This window comes from Streptococcus raffinosi (genome assembly GCF_030284685.1).
GTDB classification, from domain to species: Bacteria; Bacillota; Bacilli; order Lactobacillales; family Streptococcaceae; genus Streptococcus; species Streptococcus raffinosi.
Map to the genome: position 1 here is coordinate 1 of NZ_JASUZV010000017.1, position 20,979 is coordinate 20,979.

Sequence of the window (20,979 nt, forward strand, 5' to 3'; positions counted from 1 at the left end):
GGGAAGTAGCTCAGCTTGGTAGAGCACTTGGTTTGGGACCAAGGGGTCGCAGGTTCGAATCCTGTCTTCCCGATTTATGGCGGTGTAGCTCAGCTGGCTAGAGCGTCCGGTTCATACCCGGGAGGTCGGGGGTTCGATCCCCTTCGCCGCTATATCATATATGGATTACTTGGACCTTTAGCTCAACTGGTTAGAGCACTCGGCTCATAACCGAGCGGTCGTAGGTTCGAGTCCTACAAGGTCCATATATTGTTTATATTATTTGGAGGATTACCCAAGTCCGGCTGAAGGGAACGGTCTTGAAAACCGTCAGGCGTGTAAAAGCGTGCGTGGGTTCGAATCCCACATCCTCCTTAATTTTTATCGCGGGATGGAGCAGCTAGGTAGCTCGTCGGGCTCATAACCCGAAGGTCGTAGGTTCAAATCCTGCTCCCGCAATTTGGCTCGGTAGCTCAGTTGGTAGAGCAATGGATTGAAGCTCCATGTGTCGGCGGTTCGATTCCGTCTCGCGCCATTTTGTTTAGCGGGTGTAGTTTAGTGGTAAAACTACAGCCTTCCAAGCTGTTGTCGCGAGTTCGATTCTCGTCACCCGCTTTATTTGGAAACAAATAACCAAGCATTTAGCTTGGGCGCGTAGCTCAGATGGTTAGAGCGCACGCCTGATAAGCGTGAGGTCGGTGGTTCGATTCCACTCGTGCCCATATTGGAGAATTACTCAAGAGGCTGAAGAGGACGGTTTGCTAAATCGTTAGGTCGGGTAACTGGCGCGGGGGTTCGAATCCCCCATTCTCCGTATTATGACGAATTATCTAGTAAGATAATTCGTTTTCTTTTACTGTTTACAGAGGTGACAAAATGAAAAATAGTTTTTACAAATTTCTTCTCTATGGATTTATTACTTTTCTATTTTTTGTTATGTTTTTTTCTTTTCTTTTTACAAATAAAAAGTTGACGAAGGATTTATCTTCTAATGTTTCGGGAGTTATTTCTAAGGTGGATTCTGTGGTCTCAATTCCTTTTGTCGCTTTAACTAAATCGCATAATGTCATCTCTGATTTGTTATCAACTTATTCTGAGAACAGGGATTTAAAAAAGTCCTTATCCTCACTTCAGAATCAATCTGCAATCATTTCCAATTTACAAGAAGAAAATGATTCTCTAAGGGCTTCTTTGAATCTTTCAGATAAGCTTAGTCGAGATAATGTTATAACAGCCGAAGTTTCTATGCGACCTTCAGTTAATTGGTTAAAAGAGTTAACGATTAATGTTGGTAAATCTAAGAATGTTAGCAAGTCTATGTTAGCAACATCTAATGGTGGTGTCATTGGTTTTGTGACAAAAGTTTATGATGATAGTACTACCATTTCTTTACTCTCAGGTAGTCTTAGTGATACTTATTTAGCTTCTAGTGTTATTTCTGAGGATGGAAATCAGGTTTTTGGCATCATTTCAAATTATGATAATAAAAAGAAGCTTTTAAAAATGACACAACTTAACTCTTCAGAAAGTATTAAGAAGGGTACAGAAGTGGTTACTAGCGGTCTCGATGATGTCTCTGTAAAGGGTGTTCCAATTGGAACTGTTGAATCTGTGAGTGATTATGAAGGAAATCGAACTATTTTTATAAAACCTTATGCAGATTTTGATAAAATTTCTTATGTTACTTTAGTTGGAGATGGTAAATAATATGAATTTCTCTAAGTATTCTTTTGTTCCTTTTTTACTTAGTTTCATTCCTTTTCTATGGGATGGTCATATTTCGATGATACTTAATCATTATTTGTCTCCAGAATTTTTTCTATCATCTCACCTTTTTATTATATATGTCTTTTTAATGACTTTAAACTTATCTACTAGTAGATTGTCATACCTTTATCTCATTTTTCTTGGCTTTATTTATGACACTTACTATTTTAAAACAATTGGTATAGTCATCCTTACTCTTCCCATTTTATGTTTTCTATTGACCCAGTTATCTCGATTTGTTAAACGAAACGCTTACGTTGATTTACTATTAGTCTTCTTATCCTTATTTATTTTTGACATTATCAATTTTGGGTTTGTATTATTATATGGTTACTCAAACGAGTCCATAACTGATTTTATTATTTATCAATTAAGCCCTAGTTTGTTTTTTAATCTTTTAATGTTTATTTTAACTAAACCTATTATTGAAAAATTATTTTTGTATCTGTCAGTTGATAGATTTAAATAGAACTGTAATATTGACGTAACAAAGTTTGCGTCATTTTTTGATACAATTATAAGGTCTTATCGAAAAGGAGTAGTATTTTATATTATGAAAAAACGTATTCTTTCAGCAGTGCTGGTAAGTGGTGTAACCCTTTCAGCAGCTGCAACTGTACATGCAGAGGATTATGATTCGCAAATCGCTGCTGCAGATAACACAATTAGTAACCTTGCTTCTCAACAAGAGACTGCACAGGCTCAAGTTACTACAATTCAATCACAAGTATCAACTCTTAGAACTCAGAAATCAGAATTAGAAGCTAAAAATGCGGAACTTGAAAAAGTATCAGCAGGATTAGAATCTGAGATTCAAGAATTATCAAGTAAAATTGTGGCTCGCCAAGATTCTTTGGCTAAACAAGCTCGTAGTGCTCAACAAAATAATACTGCGACTAGCTACATTAACTCTATTTTGAATTCTAAGTCAATCTCTGAAGCGATTACTCGCATTACAGCTATTTCAAAAGTGGTAACAGCGAATAATGATATGTTGACAAAACAAGAGTCTGATCAAAAAGAGCTTGCTGCTAAGCAAGAAGAAAATCAAGCTGCAATTAATACTATCGCAGCTAATAAGTCAGAACTTGAAACAACAGAAGCTGGTTTGACAACTCAACAAGCAGAACTTGAAGCAGCACAAGTTGCTTTGGCTGCTGAATTGACAACAGCTCAAAATGAGAAAACATCACTTGTTTCTGCTAAATCAACTGCTGAATCTGCAGCAGCTTCAACTGCCGCATCAGTAGCACAATCTCAAGCAGTTGCTGAATCAGAGGCAGCTGCACAAGCTGTGGCTTCTTCAGAAGCGGCAGCATCAGTAGCACAATCAGAAGCGGCAGCAACTTCACAAGCTGTAGCTCAGCCTTCAGAGGCACCAGCTTCTGAAACATCGACAGCTTCAGAGGCTGCACAAGCACCAGCTTCATCAGAAACATCAGAAGCACAAGCACCTGCAGCTTCTACTTCAGAAGCACCAGCAAGTCAAGCGACAGAAACATCAGAAGCAGCACAAGCACCTGCAGCGCCAGCTAGTCAAGAACAACCAGAGTCGGCTGCTCCTGCAACTTCAGAAGCTGCTCCTGCCTCTACTTCAGAGGCACCAGCTAGTGAAGCACCAGCTGCATCAGAAGCTCCGGCTCCTGCAGCACCAGCTGAAACAGCTAAAGTTGAAGCCGCTGCGACACCTAATACATATCCAGTTGGACAATGTACTTGGGGTGCAAAATCATTGGCTTCATGGGCTGGTAATAACTGGGGTAATGCTAAAAACTGGATTGCTAGTGCGCAAGCAGCTGGTCACTCAGTAGGTACAACTCCTGTAGCCGGTGCAATTGCAGTTTGGCCAAATGATGGTGGTGGTTACGGTCACGTAGCTTACGTTACATCAGCATCAGGTGCAAACTCAATTCAAGTTATGGAATCAAACTACGCTGGTAACATGTCAATTGGTAATTACCGTGGTACATTTGATCCTACATCATCAGCTCACGGTGGTTCTGTATACTATATTTATCCATAATGATATTAAAGATGCGATTCGAACGTTTTCGAATCGTTTTTTGTTTTCCAAAATGGGTGTTATGATTGATATAGACATTTAGATAGCAAATTACTGTTATTAATAATTGTATCTTATGATACTTGTTAAGTTCCTATGACACCATTTATTTGACGTTGAAAATCAGTTTAAAAAAAGGTAGAATGGAGTAGTAAATATTTTGGAGGAAATCATGTCTTATACGAATTTAAAGTTGTTCGCTTTGTCGTCTAACCAGGAATTGGCAGCAAAAGTTGCTGATAAAATGGGTATTGAACTTGGAAAATCAAGTGTTCGTGAGTTTTCAGATGGCGAGATTCAAGTTAATATTGAAGAGTCTATCCGTGGTCATCACGTCTTTATTCTTCAATCTACAAGCTCTCCTGTAAATGATAATTTGATGGAAATCTTGATCATGGTTGATGCGCTAAAACGTGCGAGTGCTGAGACAGTTAGTGTTGTCATGCCTTACTATGGTTATGCACGTCAAGACCGTAAGGCTCGTTCACGTGAACCAATCACATCTAAATTGGTTGCTAATATGCTTGAGGTGGCTGGTGTTGATCGTCTTTTGACTGTGGACCTTCATGCTGCCCAAATTCAAGGATTCTTTGATATTCCTGTAGACCATTTGATGGGTGCTCCTCTTATTGCTGATTACTTTGATCGTGCTGGTCTTACTGGAGATGATGTAGTTGTTGTTTCTCCGGACCATGGTGGTGTGACTCGTGCGCGTAAATTGGCACAATGTTTGAAAACGCCAATCGCTATCATTGACAAACGTCGTAGTGTTGATAAAATGAACACTTCTGAAGTTATGAATATCATTGGTAATGTTGAAGGTAAAACATGTATCTTGATTGATGATATGATTGATACTGCAGGTACTATCTGTCATGCGGCAGATGCGCTTGCTGAGGCTGGTGCAACTCATGTCTTTGCATCATGTACACACCCTGTATTGTCAGGTCCAGCACTTGATAATATTCAAAAATCTGCTATTGAAAAACTTGTCGTGCTTGACACGATTTATCTTCCAGAAGAACGTTTGATTGATAAGATTGAGCAAATTTCTATTGCTGATTTAATTTCTGAGGCAATCATTCGTATTCATGAAAAACGTCCATTGTCACCATTGTTTGAAATGGGACATAAATAGACTAAAGCTAGCCTAGGCTAGCTTTTTTGGTGTTTAAATGCGTTTGAGTTTTTGATATAATGTAAGGCATAATTGCAAAGAGGTGACCGTGATGGATTTAACACAACGTTTTAATAAAAATTTAGATAAGATTGAAGTTTCAATGATTCGTCAGTTTGACCAATCAATTTCAGATGTACCAGGGATCAAAAAGTTGACACTTGGTGAACCTGATTTTACAACTCCAGATCATGTAAAAGAAGCTGCTAAAGCTGCTATCGATGCTAACCAGTCGCACTATACAGGTATGGCAGGTCTTCCTGTCTTACGTCAAGCAGCTGCGGATTTTGTTAAGGAAAAATATAATCTTACTTATAACCCAGATAATGAGATTTTGGTGACTATTGGGGCAACAGAAGCCCTTTCTGCGACGTTGACAGCTATCTTAGAACCTGGTGATACAGTTCTTCTTCCTGCACCAGCATATCCTGGATACGAACCTATTGCTAATCTAGTTGGTGCTGAAATTGTTGAAATTGATACAACTGCTAATGATTTTGTTTTGACTCCAGAGATGTTAGAAAAGGCAATTTTGGAGCAGGGAGATAATCTTAAAGCAGTTTTGCTTAACTATCCAACCAACCCAACTGGTGTGACCTATTCGCGTCAACAGATTGCAGATTTGGCTGAAGTCTTGAAAAAATACGATATTTTTGTTGTTAGTGATGAAGTTTACTCTGAGCTAACTTATGTGGATCATCATGTATCTATTGCTGAGTATTTACCGGAACAAACGATTTTGATTAATGGTTTGTCTAAATCTCATGCGATGACAGGCTGGCGTATTGGTTTGATTTTCGCACCTGCAGTCTTGACGGCTCAGTTGATTAAGAGTCACCAATATTTGGTAACAGCTGCAGCAACAATGGCACAATTTGCAGCTATTGAAGCCTTATCTGCTGGTAAGGATGATGCACAACCAATGAAAGTTGAGTATTTGAAACGTCGTGATTATATTCTTGAAAAAATGTCTGAACTTGGTTTCAAGATTATTAAACCTGATGGTGCTTTCTACATTTTTGCTAAGATTCCAGAAGGCTATATTCAAGATTCCTTTAAGTTCTGCCAAGACTTTGCACGTGAAAAGGCTATTGCGATTATCCCTGGTGTTGCCTTTGGGAAGTATGGTGAAGGCTATGTTCGCTTGTCATATGCAGCTAGCATGGATACTATTGAAACAGCTATGACTCGTTTGAAAGAGTTTATGGAAGAACATGCAGAAGCTTGAGAGTAGAGGACTTGTCCTCTTCAATCGTAATTATCGTGAGAATGATAAGCTGGTTAAGATTTTTACTGAACAAGCTGGTAAACGGATGTTTTTTGTTAGAGGTGGTGGGGCAGGTAAATTAAGTGCTGTCATTCAACCTTTGACCATCGCTGAATTCATGATGACTGTAAATGATGAAGGTCTATCTTTCATAGAAGATTATAGCCAGGCAGAGTCCTTCAAGAAAATTACAAGCGATATTTTCAAGTTGTCTTATGCGACTTATTTGGCTGGATTGACGGATGCCGCTATTGCTGATGGTATGGTGGATGAGCAATTATTTGCATTTTTGGAGAAGACACTTGAATTAATGGAAGAAGGTCTAGATTACGAAATTCTGACTAATATTTTTGAGGTTCAGGTTTTGGACCGTTTTGGTGTAAAATTGAATTTTCACGAGTGTGTCTTTTGTCATCGTGTAGGGCTTCCTTTTGATTTCTCGTATAAGTACTCAGGTTTACTTTGTCCAAATCACTATGCAGAGGATGAAAGGCGTAGTCACTTGGACCCTAATGTGCCTTATCTTTTAGATCGCTTTCAGGGACTTTCGTTTAAAGAATTGAGAAGCATATCTGTGAAGGATGACATGAAACGAAAGTTGCGACAATTTATTGATGAGCTCTATGATAATTATGTTGGGATACATCTTAAAAGTAAGAAGTTTATTGATAATCTAAATTCATGGGCTCATATCATGGATAAGGAAGATAGTGCTGATTAGGCATTGTCTTTTTTTGTTTCACGTGAAACAGTGAATCAAAGGTTTTCAGGCTCAGGGGTTAAAATGCAGGTCAGTTCGTGCTATAATAAGAAGATAATAAGCTGAAAGACTCTGCTTAAAATAGAAAATTGGATATATCTATTTTAATTATAGATTGTTTGATTGATGAAAATTCGAGTCTATTTTTTAGAGCAGAGGATGAGAGGGAGGATGCTATGCATGTAATTGCAGTTGATGCTATGGGTGGCGATAATGCGCCACAAGCAATTGTAGAAGGAGTCAATCAGGCTTTGTCAGATTTCAAAGATATTGAAATCCAGCTTTATGGTGATGAAACTAAAATTAAGACCTATTTGACAGCGTCTGAACGTGTGAGCATTGTACATACCGATGAAAAGATAAATTCAGATGACGAGCCAGCTAAAGCCATTCGCAAGAAAAAGAAAGCATCTATGGTTTTGGGTGCACAAGCTGTTAAGGAGAAAACGGCAGATGCAGTGATTTCTGCAGGGAATACAGGTGCTCTCCTGGCAGCAGGTCTCTTTGTGGTTGGACGTATTAAGGGAGTTGAGCGTCCAGGTCTGATGTCAACAATGCCAAGTTTTACAGGTCAACCCTTTGATATGCTTGATTTAGGTGCTAATGCAGAAAATACAGCTAGTCACTTGCATCAATATGCGATTTTAGGATCCTTCTATGCAAAAAATGTTCGTGGAATTGCCAACCCTCGTGTAGGTCTACTTAATAATGGGACTGAGGAAACCAAGGGTGATAGTCTTCGTAAGGAAGCTTTCGAACTCTTGTCTCAGGAGCCCAGTATTAACTTCGTCGGAAATGTTGAGGCGCGTGAAATCATGTCTGGTGCTGCTGACGTTGTTGTGTCTGATGGCTTCACAGGAAATGCGGTTCTTAAAGCAATCGAAGGAACGGGACTTGGTGCTATGAAGACTCTTAAGTCGGCCATCATGAATGGTGGGCTTAAAGCTAAGTTAGGTGCTCTTCTCTTGAAGGATAGTCTACAAGGTATGAAAAAGACTATGGATTACTCTAGCGCCGGAGGTGCGGTTCTCTTTGGTCTTAAAGCTCCCGTAGTAAAATGTCATGGATCTAGTGATGCTAAGGCAGTTTATTACACCATTAAGCAGGTTCGTACGATGCTTGATACTAAGGTAGTTGACCAACTAGTTGAAGCCTTTAGTCCGAAAGAGGAGGCTGAATGATGAGTAGAGTAGAAATTCTTCATAAAATGCAACTTGTTATTCAGGATCAGATGGGGAATAAAGACATTGTTTTAACCGAAGACACTAAATTATATGACTTGGGTGTGGATTCAATAGAACTTATGGAATTCATTATTAATTTGGAAGATGAGTTTGCTCTTGAAATTTCTGATGATACTATTGATCATATGGATAAGGTAGCCGATTTGTTGGACTATTTGTCTGAGCAATTGAATAACAGATAAGCTAGTTAAACTTTAGTTTCTAGATTTCAAGTGAATCTAGTACTGCAGTTCTGCCAGCATTTATAGTTCATATCTTATAGGAGTGGGACAAGAAACTAAATGTTACCTTGATTTAGTTCTGTCAGGCTCCTTTTTTTCTATACATTATTTATTAAAAAAATCTAAATAACCCACTAAACACGAACGATTTAATTTTACCTAAGTAACAAAGTTTGTTATATGTTGGTTTTTGGTTTTTTGTATGGTATAATGAAGAAGAAAAAACTTGAAAGGCGAACAATTCCATGTCAAACCAACTGATTTATACTGGGAAAGCTAAAGATATTTATAGTACAGAAGACGAAAATGTGATTAAGTCGGTCTATAAGGACCAAGCAACCATGCTTAATGGTGCTCGTAAGGAGACTATTAAGGGTAAAGGTGTGCTGAATAATCAGATTTCGTCTCTTATTTTTGAAAAATTAAATGCTGCCGGTGTGGCAACACACTTTATCGAACGTATTTCTGACACAGAACAACTCAATAAAAAGGTGAAAATCATTCCTTTGGAGGTTGTTCTTCGTAACGTGACTGCAGGTTCATTTTCAAAGCGTTTTGGTGTTGAAGAAGGAATAAACTTGGATACACCTATTGTTGAGTTTTATTATAAAAACGATGATTTGGATGATCCGTTTATCAACGACGAACACGTGAAATTTTTGGGTGTTGCAAATGATGAACAAATTGCTTATATCAAGGAAGAAACACGTCGTATCAATGAATTGTTGAAAGATTGGTTTGCACAAATTGGTCTTCGTTTGATCGACTTCAAATTGGAGTTTGGCTTTGATAAGGACGGCAAGATTATCTTGGCAGATGAATTTTCACCAGATAACTGCCGTCTTTGGGATGCTAAAGGTCACCACATGGATAAGGATGTTTTCCGTCGTGATCTCGGTAGCTTGACAGATGTTTATGAAGTTGTATTGGAAAAATTACAAGGCTTGAAGTAATTTTTTGAATTCCTCTCCAATGCAGTTTTTAAGTAGAAATAAATAAAGGAAATAAAATGGATAAACGTATTTTCGTTGAGAAAAAAGCTGATTTTCGTGTGAAATCTCACTCTTTAGTAAAGGAATTACAGCATAATCTTCAGTTGAAAACCTTGAAGGACCTTCGTATTGTACAGGTTTACGATGTCTTTAATTTGGCAGAGGATTTGTTTGCGCGTGCAGAAAAACATATCTTCTCTGAACAAGTGACAGATACTGTTTTGGATGAAGCTGCAGTGAAGGCTGATCTTGAGAAGTATGCTTTCTTTGCCATTGAAAGTTTGCCTGGTCAATTTGATCAACGTGCAGCCTCTTCACAAGAAGCTTTGCTTTTGCTGGGTAGTTCAAATGATGTAACGGTGAATACTGCTCAGTTGTACTTGGTTAACAAGGATATTGCTACTAATGAATTGGAAGCTGTCAAAAACTACCTATTGAACCCAGTGGACTCTCGTTTCAAAGATATCACTGTTGGCATTGCGAAACAGGATTTCTCTGAGTCCGACAAGACTATTCCAAACTTGGATTTCTTTGAAACTTATACGGCTGAAGATTTTGCTAAGTATAAGGCAGAGCAAGGATTGGCAATGGAAGTGGATGACCTTCTCTTCATTCAAGATTACTTCAAGTCTATTGGACGTGTGCCAACTGAGACTGAGTTGAAGGTTTTGGATACTTACTGGTCTGACCACTGCCGTCATACAACTTTCGAGACTGAGTTGAAAAACATCGACTTCTCAGCTTCTAAATTCCAAAAACAATTGCAAGCGACTTATGATAAATATATCGCCATGCGTGATGAGTTGGGACGTACAGAAAAACCTCAAACTTTGATGGATATGGCGACTATTTTTGGTCGTTATGAGCGTGCCAATGGTCGTTTGGATGACATGGAAGTGTCTGATGAAATCAATGCCTGCTCAGTTGAAATTGAAGTGGATGTCAATGGTGTGAAAGAACCATGGCTTCTTATGTTCAAGAACGAAACTCACAACCACCCAACGGAAATCGAACCATTTGGTGGAGCGGCTACTTGTATCGGTGGTGCCATTCGTGACCCATTGTCAGGTCGTTCATACGTTTACCAAGCCATGCGTATCTCAGGTGCTGGTGATATCACAACACCAATTGCTGAAACTCGTGCTGGTAAATTGCCACAACAAGTGATTTCTAAAACAGCGGCTCACGGTTATTCTTCATACGGTAACCAAATTGGTCTTGCAACAACTTATGTTCGTGAATACTTCCACCCAGGTTTCGTTGCTAAGCGTATGGAGCTAGGTGCCGTTGTTGGTGCGGCTCCTAAGGAAAATGTTGTCCGTGAAAAACCAGAAGCAGGTGATGTGATTATCTTACTCGGTGGTAAGACTGGACGTGACGGTGTCGGTGGAGCGACGGGTTCTTCTAAAGTTCAAACGGTTGAATCTGTTGAAACAGCTGGTGCCGAGGTTCAAAAAGGGAATGCCATCGAAGAACGTAAGATTCAACGTCTTTTCCGTAATGGTGATGTGACACGTCTGATCAAGAAATCAAATGACTTTGGTGCTGGTGGTGTCTGTGTGGCTATCGGTGAATTGGCAGATGGTCTTGAAATTGATCTAGACAAAGTGCCATTGAAATACCAAGGTTTGAACGGTACAGAAATTGCCATCTCTGAATCTCAAGAACGTATGGCCGTGGTGGTTCGTCCGGAAGATGTAGATGCCTTCGTTGCTGAATGTAACAAAGAAAATATTGATGCAGTCGTCGTTGCAACCGTGACGGAAAAACCAAATCTTGTCATGCACTGGAATGGTGAGACAATCGTTGATTTGGAACGTCGTTTCCTTGACACAAATGGTGTGCGTGTAGTCGTAGATGTTAAGGTGGTTGACAAGGATGTCAAGCTTCCAGAAGAACGCCAAACCTCTGCTGAAACCCTTGAAGCAGATACTCTTGAAGTCTTGGCTAACCTTAACCATGCAAGTCAAAAAGGTTTGCAAACTATCTTTGATAGCTCGGTTGGTCGTTCAACAGTCAATCACCCACTTGGTGGTCGCTACCAAATCACACCAACTGAAGCTTCTGTACAGAAATTGCCAGTTCAACATGGCGTGACAACAACTGCCTCTGTCATGGCGCAAGGATTCAACCCTTATGTGGCAGAATGGTCTCCATATCATGGAGCTGCTTATGCTGTCATCGAAGCAACTGCTCGTTTGGTTGCTGCTGGTGCAAACTGGTCTAAGGCTCGTTTCTCTTATCAAGAATACTTCGAGCGTATGGATAAACAAGCAGACCGTTTTGGTCAACCAGTATCAGCTCTTCTTGGATCAATCGAAGCTCAGATTCAACTTGGTTTGCCATCTATCGGTGGTAAAGACTCTATGTCTGGTACCTTTGAAGAATTGACAGTACCATCAACCTTGGTTGCTTTTGGTGTCACAACAGCAGATAGCCGTAAGGTCCTTTCTCCGGAGTTTAAAGCTGCTGGTGAAAATATTTACTATATTCCAGGTCAAGCTTTGGCACAAGAAATTGACTTCAATCTTATCAAGTCTAACTTTACTCAATTTGAAGCCATCCAAGCCAATCATAAAGTCACATCTGCATCAGCTGTCAAATATGGGGGTGTTCTTGAAGCTCTTGCACTTGCAACATTTGGGAACCATATTGGAGCTACTGTTGAATTAGCTGACCTTGACACCAGCTTGACAGCTCAATTGGGTGGATTTGTCTTCACATCCCCTGAAGACATTGCAGGTGTTGCCAAGATTGGACAAACAGTGGATGACTTTACACTAGTTGTCAATGGCGTAACCCTTGATGGACATAAACTTGACAGTGCCTTCCAAGGTAAATTAGAAGAGGTTTACCCAACTGAATTTACACAAGCAACTGAACTTGAAGAAGTGCCTGCTGTAGCATCAGATGCTGTAATTAAAGCCAAAGAAACAATTGATACACCAGTGGTTTACATCCCGGTATTCCCAGGTACTAACTCTGAGTACGATTCAGCTAAGGCCTTTGAAAAAGAAGGTGCAAAAGTCAACTTGGTGCCATTTGTAACACTTAACGAAGAAGCAATTGTCAAGTCTGTTGACACTATGGTTGACAATATCGAAAAAGCCAATATTATCTTCTTTGCAGGTGGCTTCTCAGCGGCAGATGAACCAGATGGATCAGCCAAATTCATCGTAAATATCTTGCTCAATGAAAAAGTGCGTGCTGCTATTGATAGCTTCATCGAACGTGGTGGTTTAATCATTGGTATCTGTAACGGGTTCCAAGCTCTTGTCAAATCAGGTCTTCTTCCATATGGTAACTTTGAAGATGCAAGCAGTACGAGTCCAACCCTCTTCTACAATGATGCCAACCAACACGTGGCTAAGATGGTTGAAACACGGATTGCCAACACGAACTCACCATGGCTTGCAGGCGTGAAAGTTGGTGACATCCATGCCATTCCAGTATCACACGGTGAAGGGAAGTTTGTCGTAACAGCCGAAGAGTTTGCTGAGCTACGTGACAATGGTCAAATCTTTACCCAATATGTTGACTTCGAAGGAAAACCAAGCATGGATTCTAAATACAATCCTAACGGATCTGTTAATGCTATTGAAGGTATCACAAGCAAGAACGGTCAAATCATTGGTAAGATGGGTCACTCAGAACGTTTTGAAGACGGACTCTTCCAAAATATTCCAGGAAGCAAAGACCAACATCTCTTTGCGTCAGCGGTTAAATACTTTACTGGAAAATAATTGAGCGTGGTGAGCTCATTAGGGATATTTTTCACTACAGCAGTAGTCTTAGAGGGCTTGAAAATGATGCATTTTTGAGTTCAACACTTAGAAAAAGATGTTAGAAATGTCTGCTTTTGTTTAGGCTACTAAGGAAAATATCAAAAATAAAAGGTATAAAAAATGACATACGAAGTTAAATCTCTTAATGAAGAATGTGGTGTTTTTGGTATCTGGGGTCACCCAGATGCTGCCAAATTAACTTATTTCGGACTTCACAGTCTCCAACACCGTGGTCAAGAGGGAGCAGGAATTCTCTCTAATGGTGCGGGCCAATTGAAGCGTCATCGTGATATGGGGCTTCTCTCAGAAGTTTTTCGTAATCCAGCCAATTTGGACAAGTTGACTGGTACAGCTGCTATCGGTCATGTCCGCTATGCGACTGCTGGTGAGGCTTCTGTAGATAATATTCAACCTTTCATGTTTAAGTTTCACGATGGACAATTGGGTCTTGCTCATAATGGAAACTTGACTAATGCAGAGTCACTTAGACGAGAGTTGGAAAAGAATGGGGCTATTTTTAGCTCAACTTCTGATTCAGAAATCTTAGCTCACTTGATTCGTCGTAGCCACAACCCATCATTTATGGGTAAAGTTAAAGAAGCTTTGAATACTGTTAAAGGTGGATTTGCTTATCTTCTTATGGTTGAGGATAAGCTCATTGCAGCCTTGGATCCAAATGGGTTCCGTCCACTTTCTATTGGTAAGATGGCCAACGGTGCTATCGTGGTTTCATCTGAAACTTGCGCTTTTGAAGTGGTTGGAGCAGAGTGGATTCGCGATGTAAATCCAGGTGAAGTTGTTATCATCGATGATAATGGCATCACTTACGATAACTATACAACGGACACACAATTAGCTGTTTGTTCAATGGAGTATATTTACTTTGCTCGTCCTGATTCAAATATCCAAGGCGTGAATGTCCATACAGCTCGTAAACGTATGGGGGCGCAACTGGCACGTGAATTCAAACATGAAGCAGATATTGTCGTTGGTGTGCCTAATTCATCACTTAGTGCAGCCATGGGATTTGCGGAAGAATCAGGCTTGCCAAATGAAATGGGCTTGATTAAAAACCAATACACTCAACGTACCTTTATCCAACCAACACAAGAGTTACGTGAGCAAGGGGTTCGTATGAAACTCTCTGCCGTATCAGGTGTTGTTAAAGGCAAACGTGTGGTTATGATTGACGACTCTATTGTACGTGGGACAACATCACGCCGTATCGTTAATTTGCTAAAAGAAGCGGGAGCAACAGAGGTTCACGTGGCAATCGGTAGTCCAGCCCTTGCCTATCCATGTTTCTACGGTATTGATATTCAAACACGTAAGGAATTGATTGCGGCCAATCATACAGTTGAGGAAACACGAGAAATCATCGGTGCGGATAGCTTGACTTACTTGTCAATTGATGGCTTGATTGATTCTATTGGAATTGACACAGATGCACCAAACGGTGGCCTTTGTGTGGCTTACTTCGATGGTAAATATCCAACACCATTGTACGATTACGAAGAACGCTATTTGGAAAGTTTGAAAGAACACACTTCTTTCTATTAAGAGTAGTCTAGAAGGAAAAAAGAGTAAAAAATTATGTCTAAAAATGCTTACGCTCCACGTCTCACTAATGACTAAAAGCTAAAGCATTTGTCAGTAGACGCTTTGCCCTATGGAGCCAAAGCTGGAGACCTGACTAGTATTTTTCTCGAAAAAAGAAAAGGAATAAACAAATGACAAATAAAAATGCGTATGCCCAATCGGGTGTGGACGTTGAAGCAGGTTATGAAGTTGTTGAACGTATCAAAAAACATGTTGCCCGTACAGAGCGTGCAGGTGTCATGGGAGCTCTCGGTGGCTTCGGTGGTATGTTTGATCTTTCAAAAACAGGAGTCAAAGAGCCCGTTTTGATTTCAGGTACAGATGGTGTCGGTACTAAGCTCATGCTTGCTATCAAGTACGACAAACACGATACTATCGGTCAAGACTGTGTGGCTATGTGTGTCAACGATATCATCGCTGCAGGTGCTGAGCCCCTTTACTTCCTTGACTACGTAGCGACTGGTAAAAATGAACCAGCTAAATTAGAACAAGTTGTTGCCGGTGTGGCTGAAGGTTGTGTGCAAGCTGGTGCAGCCCTCATCGGTGGTGAAACTGCTGAAATGCCTGGTATGTACGGTGAAGACGACTATGACTTGGCTGGTTTCGCAGTAGGTATCGCTGAAAAATCACAAATCATCGACGGTTCAAAAGTGGCTGAGGGTGATGTGCTTCTTGGACTTGCTTCAAGCGGTATCCACTCAAATGGTTACTCACTCGTGCGTCGTGTCTTTGCTGATTACACAGGTGAAGAAGTTCTCCCAGAACTTGAAGGTAAAAAACTTAAAGACGTTCTTCTTGAACCAACTCGTATCTACGTCAAAGCAGCTTTGCCATTGATTAAAGAAGAATTGGTTAACGGTATTGCCCACATCACAGGTGGTGGTTTCATTGAAAATGTACCACGTATGTTCTCAGATGACTTGGCTGCTGAAATTGACGAAAGCAAAGTGCCAGTCCTTCCAATTTTCAAAGCCCTTGAAAAGTATGGCCAAATCAAACACGAAGAAATGTTTGAAATCTTCAACATGGGTATTGGTCTCATGCTTGCGGTTAAACCAGAAAATGTTGAACGCGTCAAAGAACTTCTTGACGAACCTGTTTATGAAATCGGTCGTATTGTGAAGAAAGATGGCGCAAGTGTGGTGATTAAATAATGGTGCTATCACCATTTTGTACGGAGAAATTGTAGAAAGGAGTGTTTGGTTAGTAAGCCTAACTGAACACGGGACTCATTTTCTAGGAAAAAAGAGAAATCATTTTGCGTGCAAGCACCCAGCAATGATTTCCTATTTTTCTACGAAACTGTTCGGCTAGCCGAAACGTCCCTTTGTATCGAATATGAAGATTGCTGTTTTTGCCTCTGGCAACGGCTCAAACTTTCAGGTGATTGCGGAACAATTTCCAGTAGAATTTATCTTTTCAGATCACCGTGATGCCTATGTCTTAGAACGTGCCAAAAATCTTAATGTGGTTAGCCATGCCTTTGAACTCAAGGAATTTGACAATAAAGCAGCTTATGAAGAAGCTATTGTCAAACTTTTGGATGAGTACCAGATTGACCTAGTTTGTTTGGCGGGTTATATGAAAATTGTCGGTCCAACCTTGCTAGCAGCTTATGAAGGCCGTATCATCAATATTCACCCTGCTTACCTTCCAGAATTTCCCGGTGCTCATGGTATTGAGGATGCTTGGAATGCCGGTGTCGACCAGTCTGGCGTGACTATTCACTGGGTGGATTCTGGCGTTGATACTGGTAAGGTCATCAAACAAGTCCGTGTTCCACGCCTTGAAGGTGATACCCTTGATACTTTCGAGACTCGCATCCACGAAACAGAGTACAAGCTCTATCCAGAAGTCTTGGATAGTTTGGGCGTTGCACGAAAATAAGAAAGTGCTAGAGTTGAAAGAAAATTTTCGACTGTAGCAGATAAAGAACTTTTTTAAAAAGGAAAAGAAAGAAAATGACAAAACGAGCACTTATTTCAGTCTCAGATAAAGCGGGCATTGTTGAATTTGCCCAAGAACTCAAAAAACTCGGTTGGGACATCATCTCAACAGGTGGTACTAAAGTTGTCCTTGACAATGCGGGGGTAGACACTATCGCTATTGATGATGTGACTGGTTTTCCAGAAATGATGGACGGTCGTGTGAAGACCCTTCACCCAAATATCCACGGTGGTCTCCTCGCTCGTCGTGACCTCGATAGCCACCTTCAAGCGGCTAAGGACAATAATATCGAATTGATTGACCTTGTTGTGGTAAACCTTTACCCATTCAAGGAAACCATTCTCAAACCAGACGTGACTTACGCTGACGCAGTTGAAAACATCGATATCGGTGGTCCATCAATGCTTCGTTCAGCAGCTAAAAACCACGCTAGCGTAACAGTTGTGGTAGACCCTGCTGACTATGCTGTTGTTCTTGACGAATTGGCAGCAAACGGCGAAACAAGTTACGAAACTCGCCAACGTTTGGCAGCGAAAGTATACCGTCACACAGCTTCTTACGACGCTTTGATTGCAGAATACTTCACAGCTCAAGTGGGTGAAACAAAACCTGAAAAACTCACTTTGACTTATGACCTTAAGCAACCAATGCGTTACGGTGAAAACCCTCAACAAGACGCTGACTTCTACCAAAAAGGTTTGCCAACGGCTTACTCCATTGCTTCAGCTAAACAGCTTAACGGTAAAGAATTGTCATTCAACAATATCCGTGACGCTGATGCCGCTATCCGTATCATCCGTGATTTCAAAGACCGTCCAACAGTTGTGGCTCTCAAACACATGAACCCATGTGGTATCGGTCAAGCTGACGACATTGAAACAGCTTGGGACTATGCTTATGAAGCTGACCCAGTGTCAATCTTTGGTGGTATTGTAGTCCTCAACCGTGAAGTGGATGCTGCGACAGCTAAGAAAATGCACGGTGTTTTCCTTGAAATCATCATAGCACCAAGCTATACAGATGAAGCACTTGAAATCTTGACAACCAAGAAGAAAAATTTGCGTATCCTTGAGTTGCCATTTGACGCTCAAGATGCCAGCGAAGCAGAAGCAGAATACACTGGTGTTGTCGGTGGACTTCTCGTTCAAAACCAAGACGTTGTTAAAGAAAGTCCAGCTGACTGGCAAGTGGTTACGAAACGCCAACCAACTGAGACAGAAGCGACAGCTCTTGAGTTTGCTTGGAAAGCTATCAAGTACGTCAAATCAAACGGAATCATCGTGACTAACGACCACATGACACTTGGTGTTGGCCCTGGTCAAACTAACCGTGTGGCTTCAGTCCGTATCGCCATTGATCAAGCTAAAGACCGTCTTGACGGCGCTGTTCTTGCTTCAGATGCCTTCTTCCCATTTGCAGATAACGTGGAAGAAATCGCTAAAGCAGGTATTAAAGCTATCATCCAACCGGGTGGATCAGTACGTGACCAAGAGTCAATCGAAGCGGCTGATAAACATGGTTTGACCATGATTTTTACAGGCGTAAGACATTTCCGTCATTAAGAATTTACGAAGCATCCAAGCAATTGGATGTTTTTTAGATGCCTTAAGCTTCCTTTAAGCTACCCAAGCTATACTAATACCATCCTAAAAAACTTTTCTTTTTCATAAATCTCCTAAGAGCTCAGTATCCGCTGGGCTTTTTTTCAGGGTATGAAAAAACAACCGTTTTCACGATTGTTCAATAGATTTAAACCTTTTCAAGGACAGATTGGGTTACCCAAGTCTTGCGATTTCCGATTTGGACGAGGACGCCATCGCTTGGTGGGTCAATGGCAAGCACTTTGAAGTTACCTGGAATGGTAAACGTCTCACCAGGATTGAGGTATTGGTCTGATGTTGGATTACCTCGTCCATCAACTTCAAGAACGGGTCCAGGATCTACAATATTGTGTTTGGTTGGTGTACCTCCAGCTAGGTCTTGGCTAGTGATATTACTTCCTACGATTGATGTGACACGGAAAGTACCTGTAAATCGGATAGTATCGCCAACTTTGATAGAAGAGTTGGTTGGATTACTAGTTTGAGCTCCTGCTTCGAGGTCTTTAAAGTGGATATAACCAGACACTTGACTCTTATGAAAACTGCGTTTATGGTATTTCTCAGGCCCTTGCCCAGCATTATAGTTGTATTCTTCAATAGTGACCTGATCGCCATTCACCTCGGCTACCCAAGCCACATGTCCCATGTATCCAGCTCCGTTGACACCGTCTGAAAACCAAGCGATGCTTCCAACAGCAGGATTCATGTCTACACGATGTCCATTCGATCGTGCAATTGGTCCCCAAGTGATAGCATTCCCATAACCTACAGGCAAGGTGAATCCATTGGTATTGCTGAGGCGATAGGCTGCAAAGGATGTACACTGGCGCCAGTACATGGTCCAAGGATCAATACCGAAGCCCCCATATTTCCAAGAGGAAGGATAGTCATCTCCGAGGACAGCCGCCTGTGTGGGAGCACCCCAAGAAATTAGCACCGTAGCTAAGCCGGTTAGTGATAAAAGACATTTAACGATTTTTTTCTTCATTTTAACCTCCACCTACCTATTCGCAGTTTTTCAGGAAAATGGAGATGATTTTTTATTTTAAGCCTCTCTTAAGCTGCTAAAGCTATACTATCATCAATCCTAAATAACTTTTTTCATTTTCATAATCTCCCAAGAGGTGGTCCAAGTGGCCGCCTTTTTTGTGTTCAAATTTGGCTACACACCCATATCTCCGAACAAATATGTTATAATGGTTATGTATAATTCGTGAAAATTGCAAGTTTTTTCCGAATGATTGTCGTTAACGGGCATTTGCCCCTAGTCTTATTTGATATTGAGGTATCTTTCAAATGAAACTTTTGGTTGTTGGTTCTGGTGGTCGTGAACATGCGATTGCCAAGAAATTATTGGAGTCTAAGGATGTTGAGCAAGTTTTCGTGGCTCCTGGTAATGACGGGATGACATTGGACGGTCTTGATTTGATCAATATCGGAATTTCCGAACATTCTAAGCTGATTGACTTCGCAAAAGCGAACGATATTGCTTGGACCTTTATCGGTCCAGATGATGCCCTTGCGGCTGGTATCGTGGATGATTTCAATGTGGCAGGACTCAAAGCCTTTGGTCCGACCAAGGCTGCGGCTGAGCTGGAGTGGTCTAAGGATTTTGCTAAGGAAATCATGGTCAAATACGACGTTCCGACAGCAGCCTATGGCACATTTTCAGATTTCGAGGAAGCTAAGGCCTACATTGAGGAAAAAGGCGCTCCAATCGTCGTCAAAGCAGACGGCTTGGCCCTTGGTAAAGGTGTCGTCGTTGCTGAGACAGTCGAGCAAGCAGTAGAAGCGGCTCACGAGATGCTATTGGACAATAAATTTGGTGACTCAGGTGCGCGTGTGGTCATCGAGGAATTTCTTGACGGGGAAGAGTTCTCTCTCTTTGCCTTTGTTAATGGTGACAAGTTCTACATTATGCCAACGGCTCAGGACCACAAACGTGCCTATGATGGTGACAAGGGTCCCAACACTGGTGGGATGGGTGCCTATGCGCCGGTTCCTCACTTGCCACAGAGCGTGGTTGACACAGCGGTTGACGCTATTGTCAAGCCAGTCCTTGAAGGTATGATTAAAGAAGGTCGTCCTTACACTGGTGTCCTTTACGCTGGTCTTATTTTGACAGCTGACGGCCCTAAAGTCATCGAGTTCAACTCACGTTTTGGCGATCCTGAAACGCAAATTATCTTGCCTCGTTTGACATCTGACTTTGCGCAAAATATCACTGACATTTTGGATGGCAAAGAGCCTGCTATTACTTGGACGGATAAGGGTGTGACACTTGGTGTGGTTGTAGCTTCAAACGGCTACCCACTCGCTTATGAGAAGGGTGTCAAGCTTCCAGCCAAGACAGAGGGAGATATCATCACTTACTATGCTGGAGCTAAATTTGCTGAAAATGGTCAAGACCTCCTCTCAAACGGAGGACGTGTTTACATGTTGGTCACAACAGCAGACACCGTCAAAGACGGCCAAAACATCATCTACAACGAACTCGACAAACAAAACACAGAAGGCCTCTTCTACCGAAATGATATTGGTAGCAAAGCAAATAAATAAAATTTTAAAAGCGACCAAG

The 20,979-nt window shown here is 41.1% G+C and carries 16 protein-coding genes and 9 tRNA genes; 24 read left to right on the forward strand and 1 reads right to left on the reverse strand.

Features of this window, described 5'->3' with window-relative positions; translation table 11 throughout:
- The 23 genes from QRD39_RS09575 to purH all read left to right on the forward strand — a co-directional run bounded on the left by QRD39_RS09575 (nt 1) and on the right by purH (nt 18,362).
- Nucleotides 1-73: transfer RNA gene (locus QRD39_RS09575), tRNA-Pro, on the forward strand.
- Between the two features lie 5 nt (nt 74-78).
- Nucleotides 79-152, forward strand: a tRNA-Met gene (locus tag QRD39_RS09580).
- Between the two features lie 19 nt (nt 153-171).
- Nucleotides 172-245: transfer RNA gene (locus tag QRD39_RS09585), tRNA-Ile, on the forward strand.
- Between the two features lie 19 nt (nt 246-264).
- A tRNA-Ser gene (locus QRD39_RS09590) sits at nt 265-354 on the forward strand.
- Between the two features lie 10 nt (nt 355-364).
- Nucleotides 365-438 (forward strand) — tRNA-Met (locus tag QRD39_RS09595).
- Between the two features lie 3 nt (nt 439-441).
- Nucleotides 442-514, forward strand: a tRNA-Phe gene (locus QRD39_RS09600).
- 9 nt (nt 515-523) lie between these two features.
- Nucleotides 524-594: transfer RNA gene (locus tag QRD39_RS09605), tRNA-Gly, on the forward strand.
- A gap of 33 nt (nt 595-627) precedes the next feature.
- Nucleotides 628-701: transfer RNA gene (locus QRD39_RS09610), tRNA-Ile, on the forward strand.
- Nucleotides 702-705: 4 nt separating this feature from the next.
- Nucleotides 706-793, forward strand: a tRNA-Ser gene (locus QRD39_RS09615).
- 62 nt (nt 794-855) lie between these two features.
- A complete protein-coding gene (mreC, locus tag QRD39_RS09620) occupies nt 856-1,686 on the forward strand; it encodes a rod shape-determining protein MreC (RefSeq protein ID WP_285956350.1) in 831 nt (276 codons plus the stop codon).
- A 1-nt stretch (nt 1,687) separates the two neighbouring features.
- Nucleotides 1,688-2,215, forward strand: a complete 528-nt coding sequence (gene mreD, locus QRD39_RS09625) for a rod shape-determining protein MreD (protein WP_008536332.1) — start codon at nt 1,688-1,690, stop codon at nt 2,213-2,215.
- A gap of 84 nt (nt 2,216-2,299) precedes the next feature.
- Complete coding sequence (locus QRD39_RS09630) at nt 2,300-3,769, forward strand: PcsB-like coiled-coil domain-containing protein (protein WP_008536330.1); 1,470 nt, start codon at nt 2,300-2,302, stop codon at nt 3,767-3,769.
- A 211-nt stretch (nt 3,770-3,980) separates the two neighbouring features.
- The gene (locus tag QRD39_RS09635; protein ID WP_008536329.1) at nt 3,981-4,946 is read left to right on the forward strand and encodes a ribose-phosphate diphosphokinase; all 966 of its coding nucleotides are present in this window, start codon (nt 3,981-3,983) and stop codon (nt 4,944-4,946) included.
- A 91-nt stretch (nt 4,947-5,037) separates the two neighbouring features.
- Nucleotides 5,038-6,213 (forward strand): pyridoxal phosphate-dependent aminotransferase, encoded by a 1,176-nt coding sequence (locus tag QRD39_RS09640; RefSeq protein WP_285956351.1) that lies wholly within the window; start codon nt 5,038-5,040, stop codon nt 6,211-6,213.
- Nucleotides 6,200-6,973 (forward strand): DNA repair protein RecO, encoded by a 774-nt coding sequence (gene recO, locus QRD39_RS09645; RefSeq protein ID WP_285956352.1) that lies wholly within the window; start codon nt 6,200-6,202, stop codon nt 6,971-6,973. Before QRD39_RS09640 ends, recO begins: the two co-directional genes overlap by 14 nt.
- A gap of 215 nt (nt 6,974-7,188) precedes the next feature.
- Nucleotides 7,189-8,193: a phosphate acyltransferase PlsX gene (gene plsX, locus QRD39_RS09650; protein ID WP_285956353.1), complete on the forward strand. Its 1,005-nt coding sequence runs from the start codon at nt 7,189-7,191 to the stop codon at nt 8,191-8,193.
- A complete protein-coding gene (locus QRD39_RS09655) occupies nt 8,193-8,438 on the forward strand; it encodes a phosphopantetheine-binding protein (protein ID WP_285956368.1) in 246 nt (81 codons plus the stop codon). The genes plsX and QRD39_RS09655 overlap by 1 nt, the downstream gene beginning before the upstream one ends.
- A gap of 284 nt (nt 8,439-8,722) precedes the next feature.
- Nucleotides 8,723-9,430 carry a phosphoribosylaminoimidazolesuccinocarboxamide synthase gene (gene purC, locus QRD39_RS09660; protein ID WP_002888608.1) on the forward strand — a complete coding sequence of 236 codons (708 nt, stop codon included), beginning with the start codon at nt 8,723-8,725 and terminating at the stop codon, nt 9,428-9,430.
- 56 nt (nt 9,431-9,486) lie between these two features.
- The gene (locus QRD39_RS09665; RefSeq protein ID WP_285956354.1) at nt 9,487-13,212 is read left to right on the forward strand and encodes a phosphoribosylformylglycinamidine synthase; all 3,726 of its coding nucleotides are present in this window, start codon (nt 9,487-9,489) and stop codon (nt 13,210-13,212) included.
- 162 nt (nt 13,213-13,374) lie between these two features.
- A complete protein-coding gene (gene purF, locus QRD39_RS09670) occupies nt 13,375-14,814 on the forward strand; it encodes an amidophosphoribosyltransferase (RefSeq protein WP_285956355.1) in 1,440 nt (479 codons plus the stop codon).
- Between the two features lie 170 nt (nt 14,815-14,984).
- Nucleotides 14,985-16,007, forward strand: coding sequence for a phosphoribosylformylglycinamidine cyclo-ligase (purM, locus tag QRD39_RS09675; protein WP_008536319.1), 1,023 nt, complete (start codon nt 14,985-14,987; stop codon nt 16,005-16,007).
- A 184-nt stretch (nt 16,008-16,191) separates the two neighbouring features.
- Entirely contained in the window at nt 16,192-16,740 is a 549-nt protein-coding gene (gene purN / locus QRD39_RS09680; protein ID WP_285956356.1) for a phosphoribosylglycinamide formyltransferase, read from the forward strand.
- A gap of 74 nt (nt 16,741-16,814) precedes the next feature.
- On the forward strand, nt 16,815-18,362 hold the full coding sequence (gene purH / locus QRD39_RS09685; protein ID WP_021151314.1) for a bifunctional phosphoribosylaminoimidazolecarboxamide formyltransferase/IMP cyclohydrolase: 1,548 nt from the start codon (nt 16,815-16,817) through the stop codon (nt 18,360-18,362).
- Between the two features lie 187 nt (nt 18,363-18,549).
- Here purH and QRD39_RS09690 read toward each other — a convergent pair whose 3' ends face one another.
- The gene (locus QRD39_RS09690; RefSeq protein WP_285956357.1) at nt 18,550-19,389 is read right to left on the reverse strand and encodes a CHAP domain-containing protein; all 840 of its coding nucleotides are present in this window, start codon (nt 19,387-19,389) and stop codon (nt 18,550-18,552) included.
- Between the two features lie 308 nt (nt 19,390-19,697).
- Between QRD39_RS09690 and purD the strand changes: the two genes are divergently transcribed.
- Nucleotides 19,698-20,960, forward strand: a complete 1,263-nt coding sequence (gene purD / locus QRD39_RS09695; protein ID WP_285956358.1) for a phosphoribosylamine--glycine ligase — start codon at nt 19,698-19,700, stop codon at nt 20,958-20,960.
- Nucleotides 20,961-20,979 lie beyond the last annotated feature (19 nt).

Coding starts and splice junctions, on each gene's coding strand:
- purN (WP_285956356.1), top strand. CDS start 16,192: ATGAAGATTGCTGTTTTTGCCTCTGGCAACGGCTCAAACTTTCAGGTG.
- QRD39_RS09635 (WP_008536329.1), top strand. CDS start 3,981: ATGTCTTATACGAATTTAAAGTTGTTCGCTTTGTCGTCTAACCAGGAA.
- QRD39_RS09630 (WP_008536330.1), top strand. CDS start 2,300: ATGAAAAAACGTATTCTTTCAGCAGTGCTGGTAAGTGGTGTAACCCTT.
- QRD39_RS09690 (WP_285956357.1), bottom strand. CDS start 19,389: ATGAAGAAAAAAATCGTTAAATGTCTTTTATCACTAACCGGCTTAGCT.
- mreC (WP_285956350.1), top strand. CDS start 856: ATGAAAAATAGTTTTTACAAATTTCTTCTCTATGGATTTATTACTTTT.
- purH (WP_021151314.1), top strand. CDS start 16,815: ATGACAAAACGAGCACTTATTTCAGTCTCAGATAAAGCGGGCATTGTT.
- QRD39_RS09655 (WP_285956368.1), top strand. CDS start 8,193: ATGAGTAGAGTAGAAATTCTTCATAAAATGCAACTTGTTATTCAGGAT.
- purC (WP_002888608.1), top strand. CDS start 8,723: ATGTCAAACCAACTGATTTATACTGGGAAAGCTAAAGATATTTATAGT.
- QRD39_RS09665 (WP_285956354.1), top strand. CDS start 9,487: ATGGATAAACGTATTTTCGTTGAGAAAAAAGCTGATTTTCGTGTGAAA.
- purM (WP_008536319.1), top strand. CDS start 14,985: ATGACAAATAAAAATGCGTATGCCCAATCGGGTGTGGACGTTGAAGCA.
- QRD39_RS09640 (WP_285956351.1), top strand. CDS start 5,038: ATGGATTTAACACAACGTTTTAATAAAAATTTAGATAAGATTGAAGTT.
- purF (WP_285956355.1), top strand. CDS start 13,375: ATGACATACGAAGTTAAATCTCTTAATGAAGAATGTGGTGTTTTTGGT.
- purD (WP_285956358.1), top strand. CDS start 19,698: ATGAAACTTTTGGTTGTTGGTTCTGGTGGTCGTGAACATGCGATTGCC.
- plsX (WP_285956353.1), top strand. CDS start 7,189: ATGCATGTAATTGCAGTTGATGCTATGGGTGGCGATAATGCGCCACAA.
- recO (WP_285956352.1), top strand. CDS start 6,200: ATGCAGAAGCTTGAGAGTAGAGGACTTGTCCTCTTCAATCGTAATTAT.
- mreD (WP_008536332.1), top strand. CDS start 1,688: ATGAATTTCTCTAAGTATTCTTTTGTTCCTTTTTTACTTAGTTTCATT.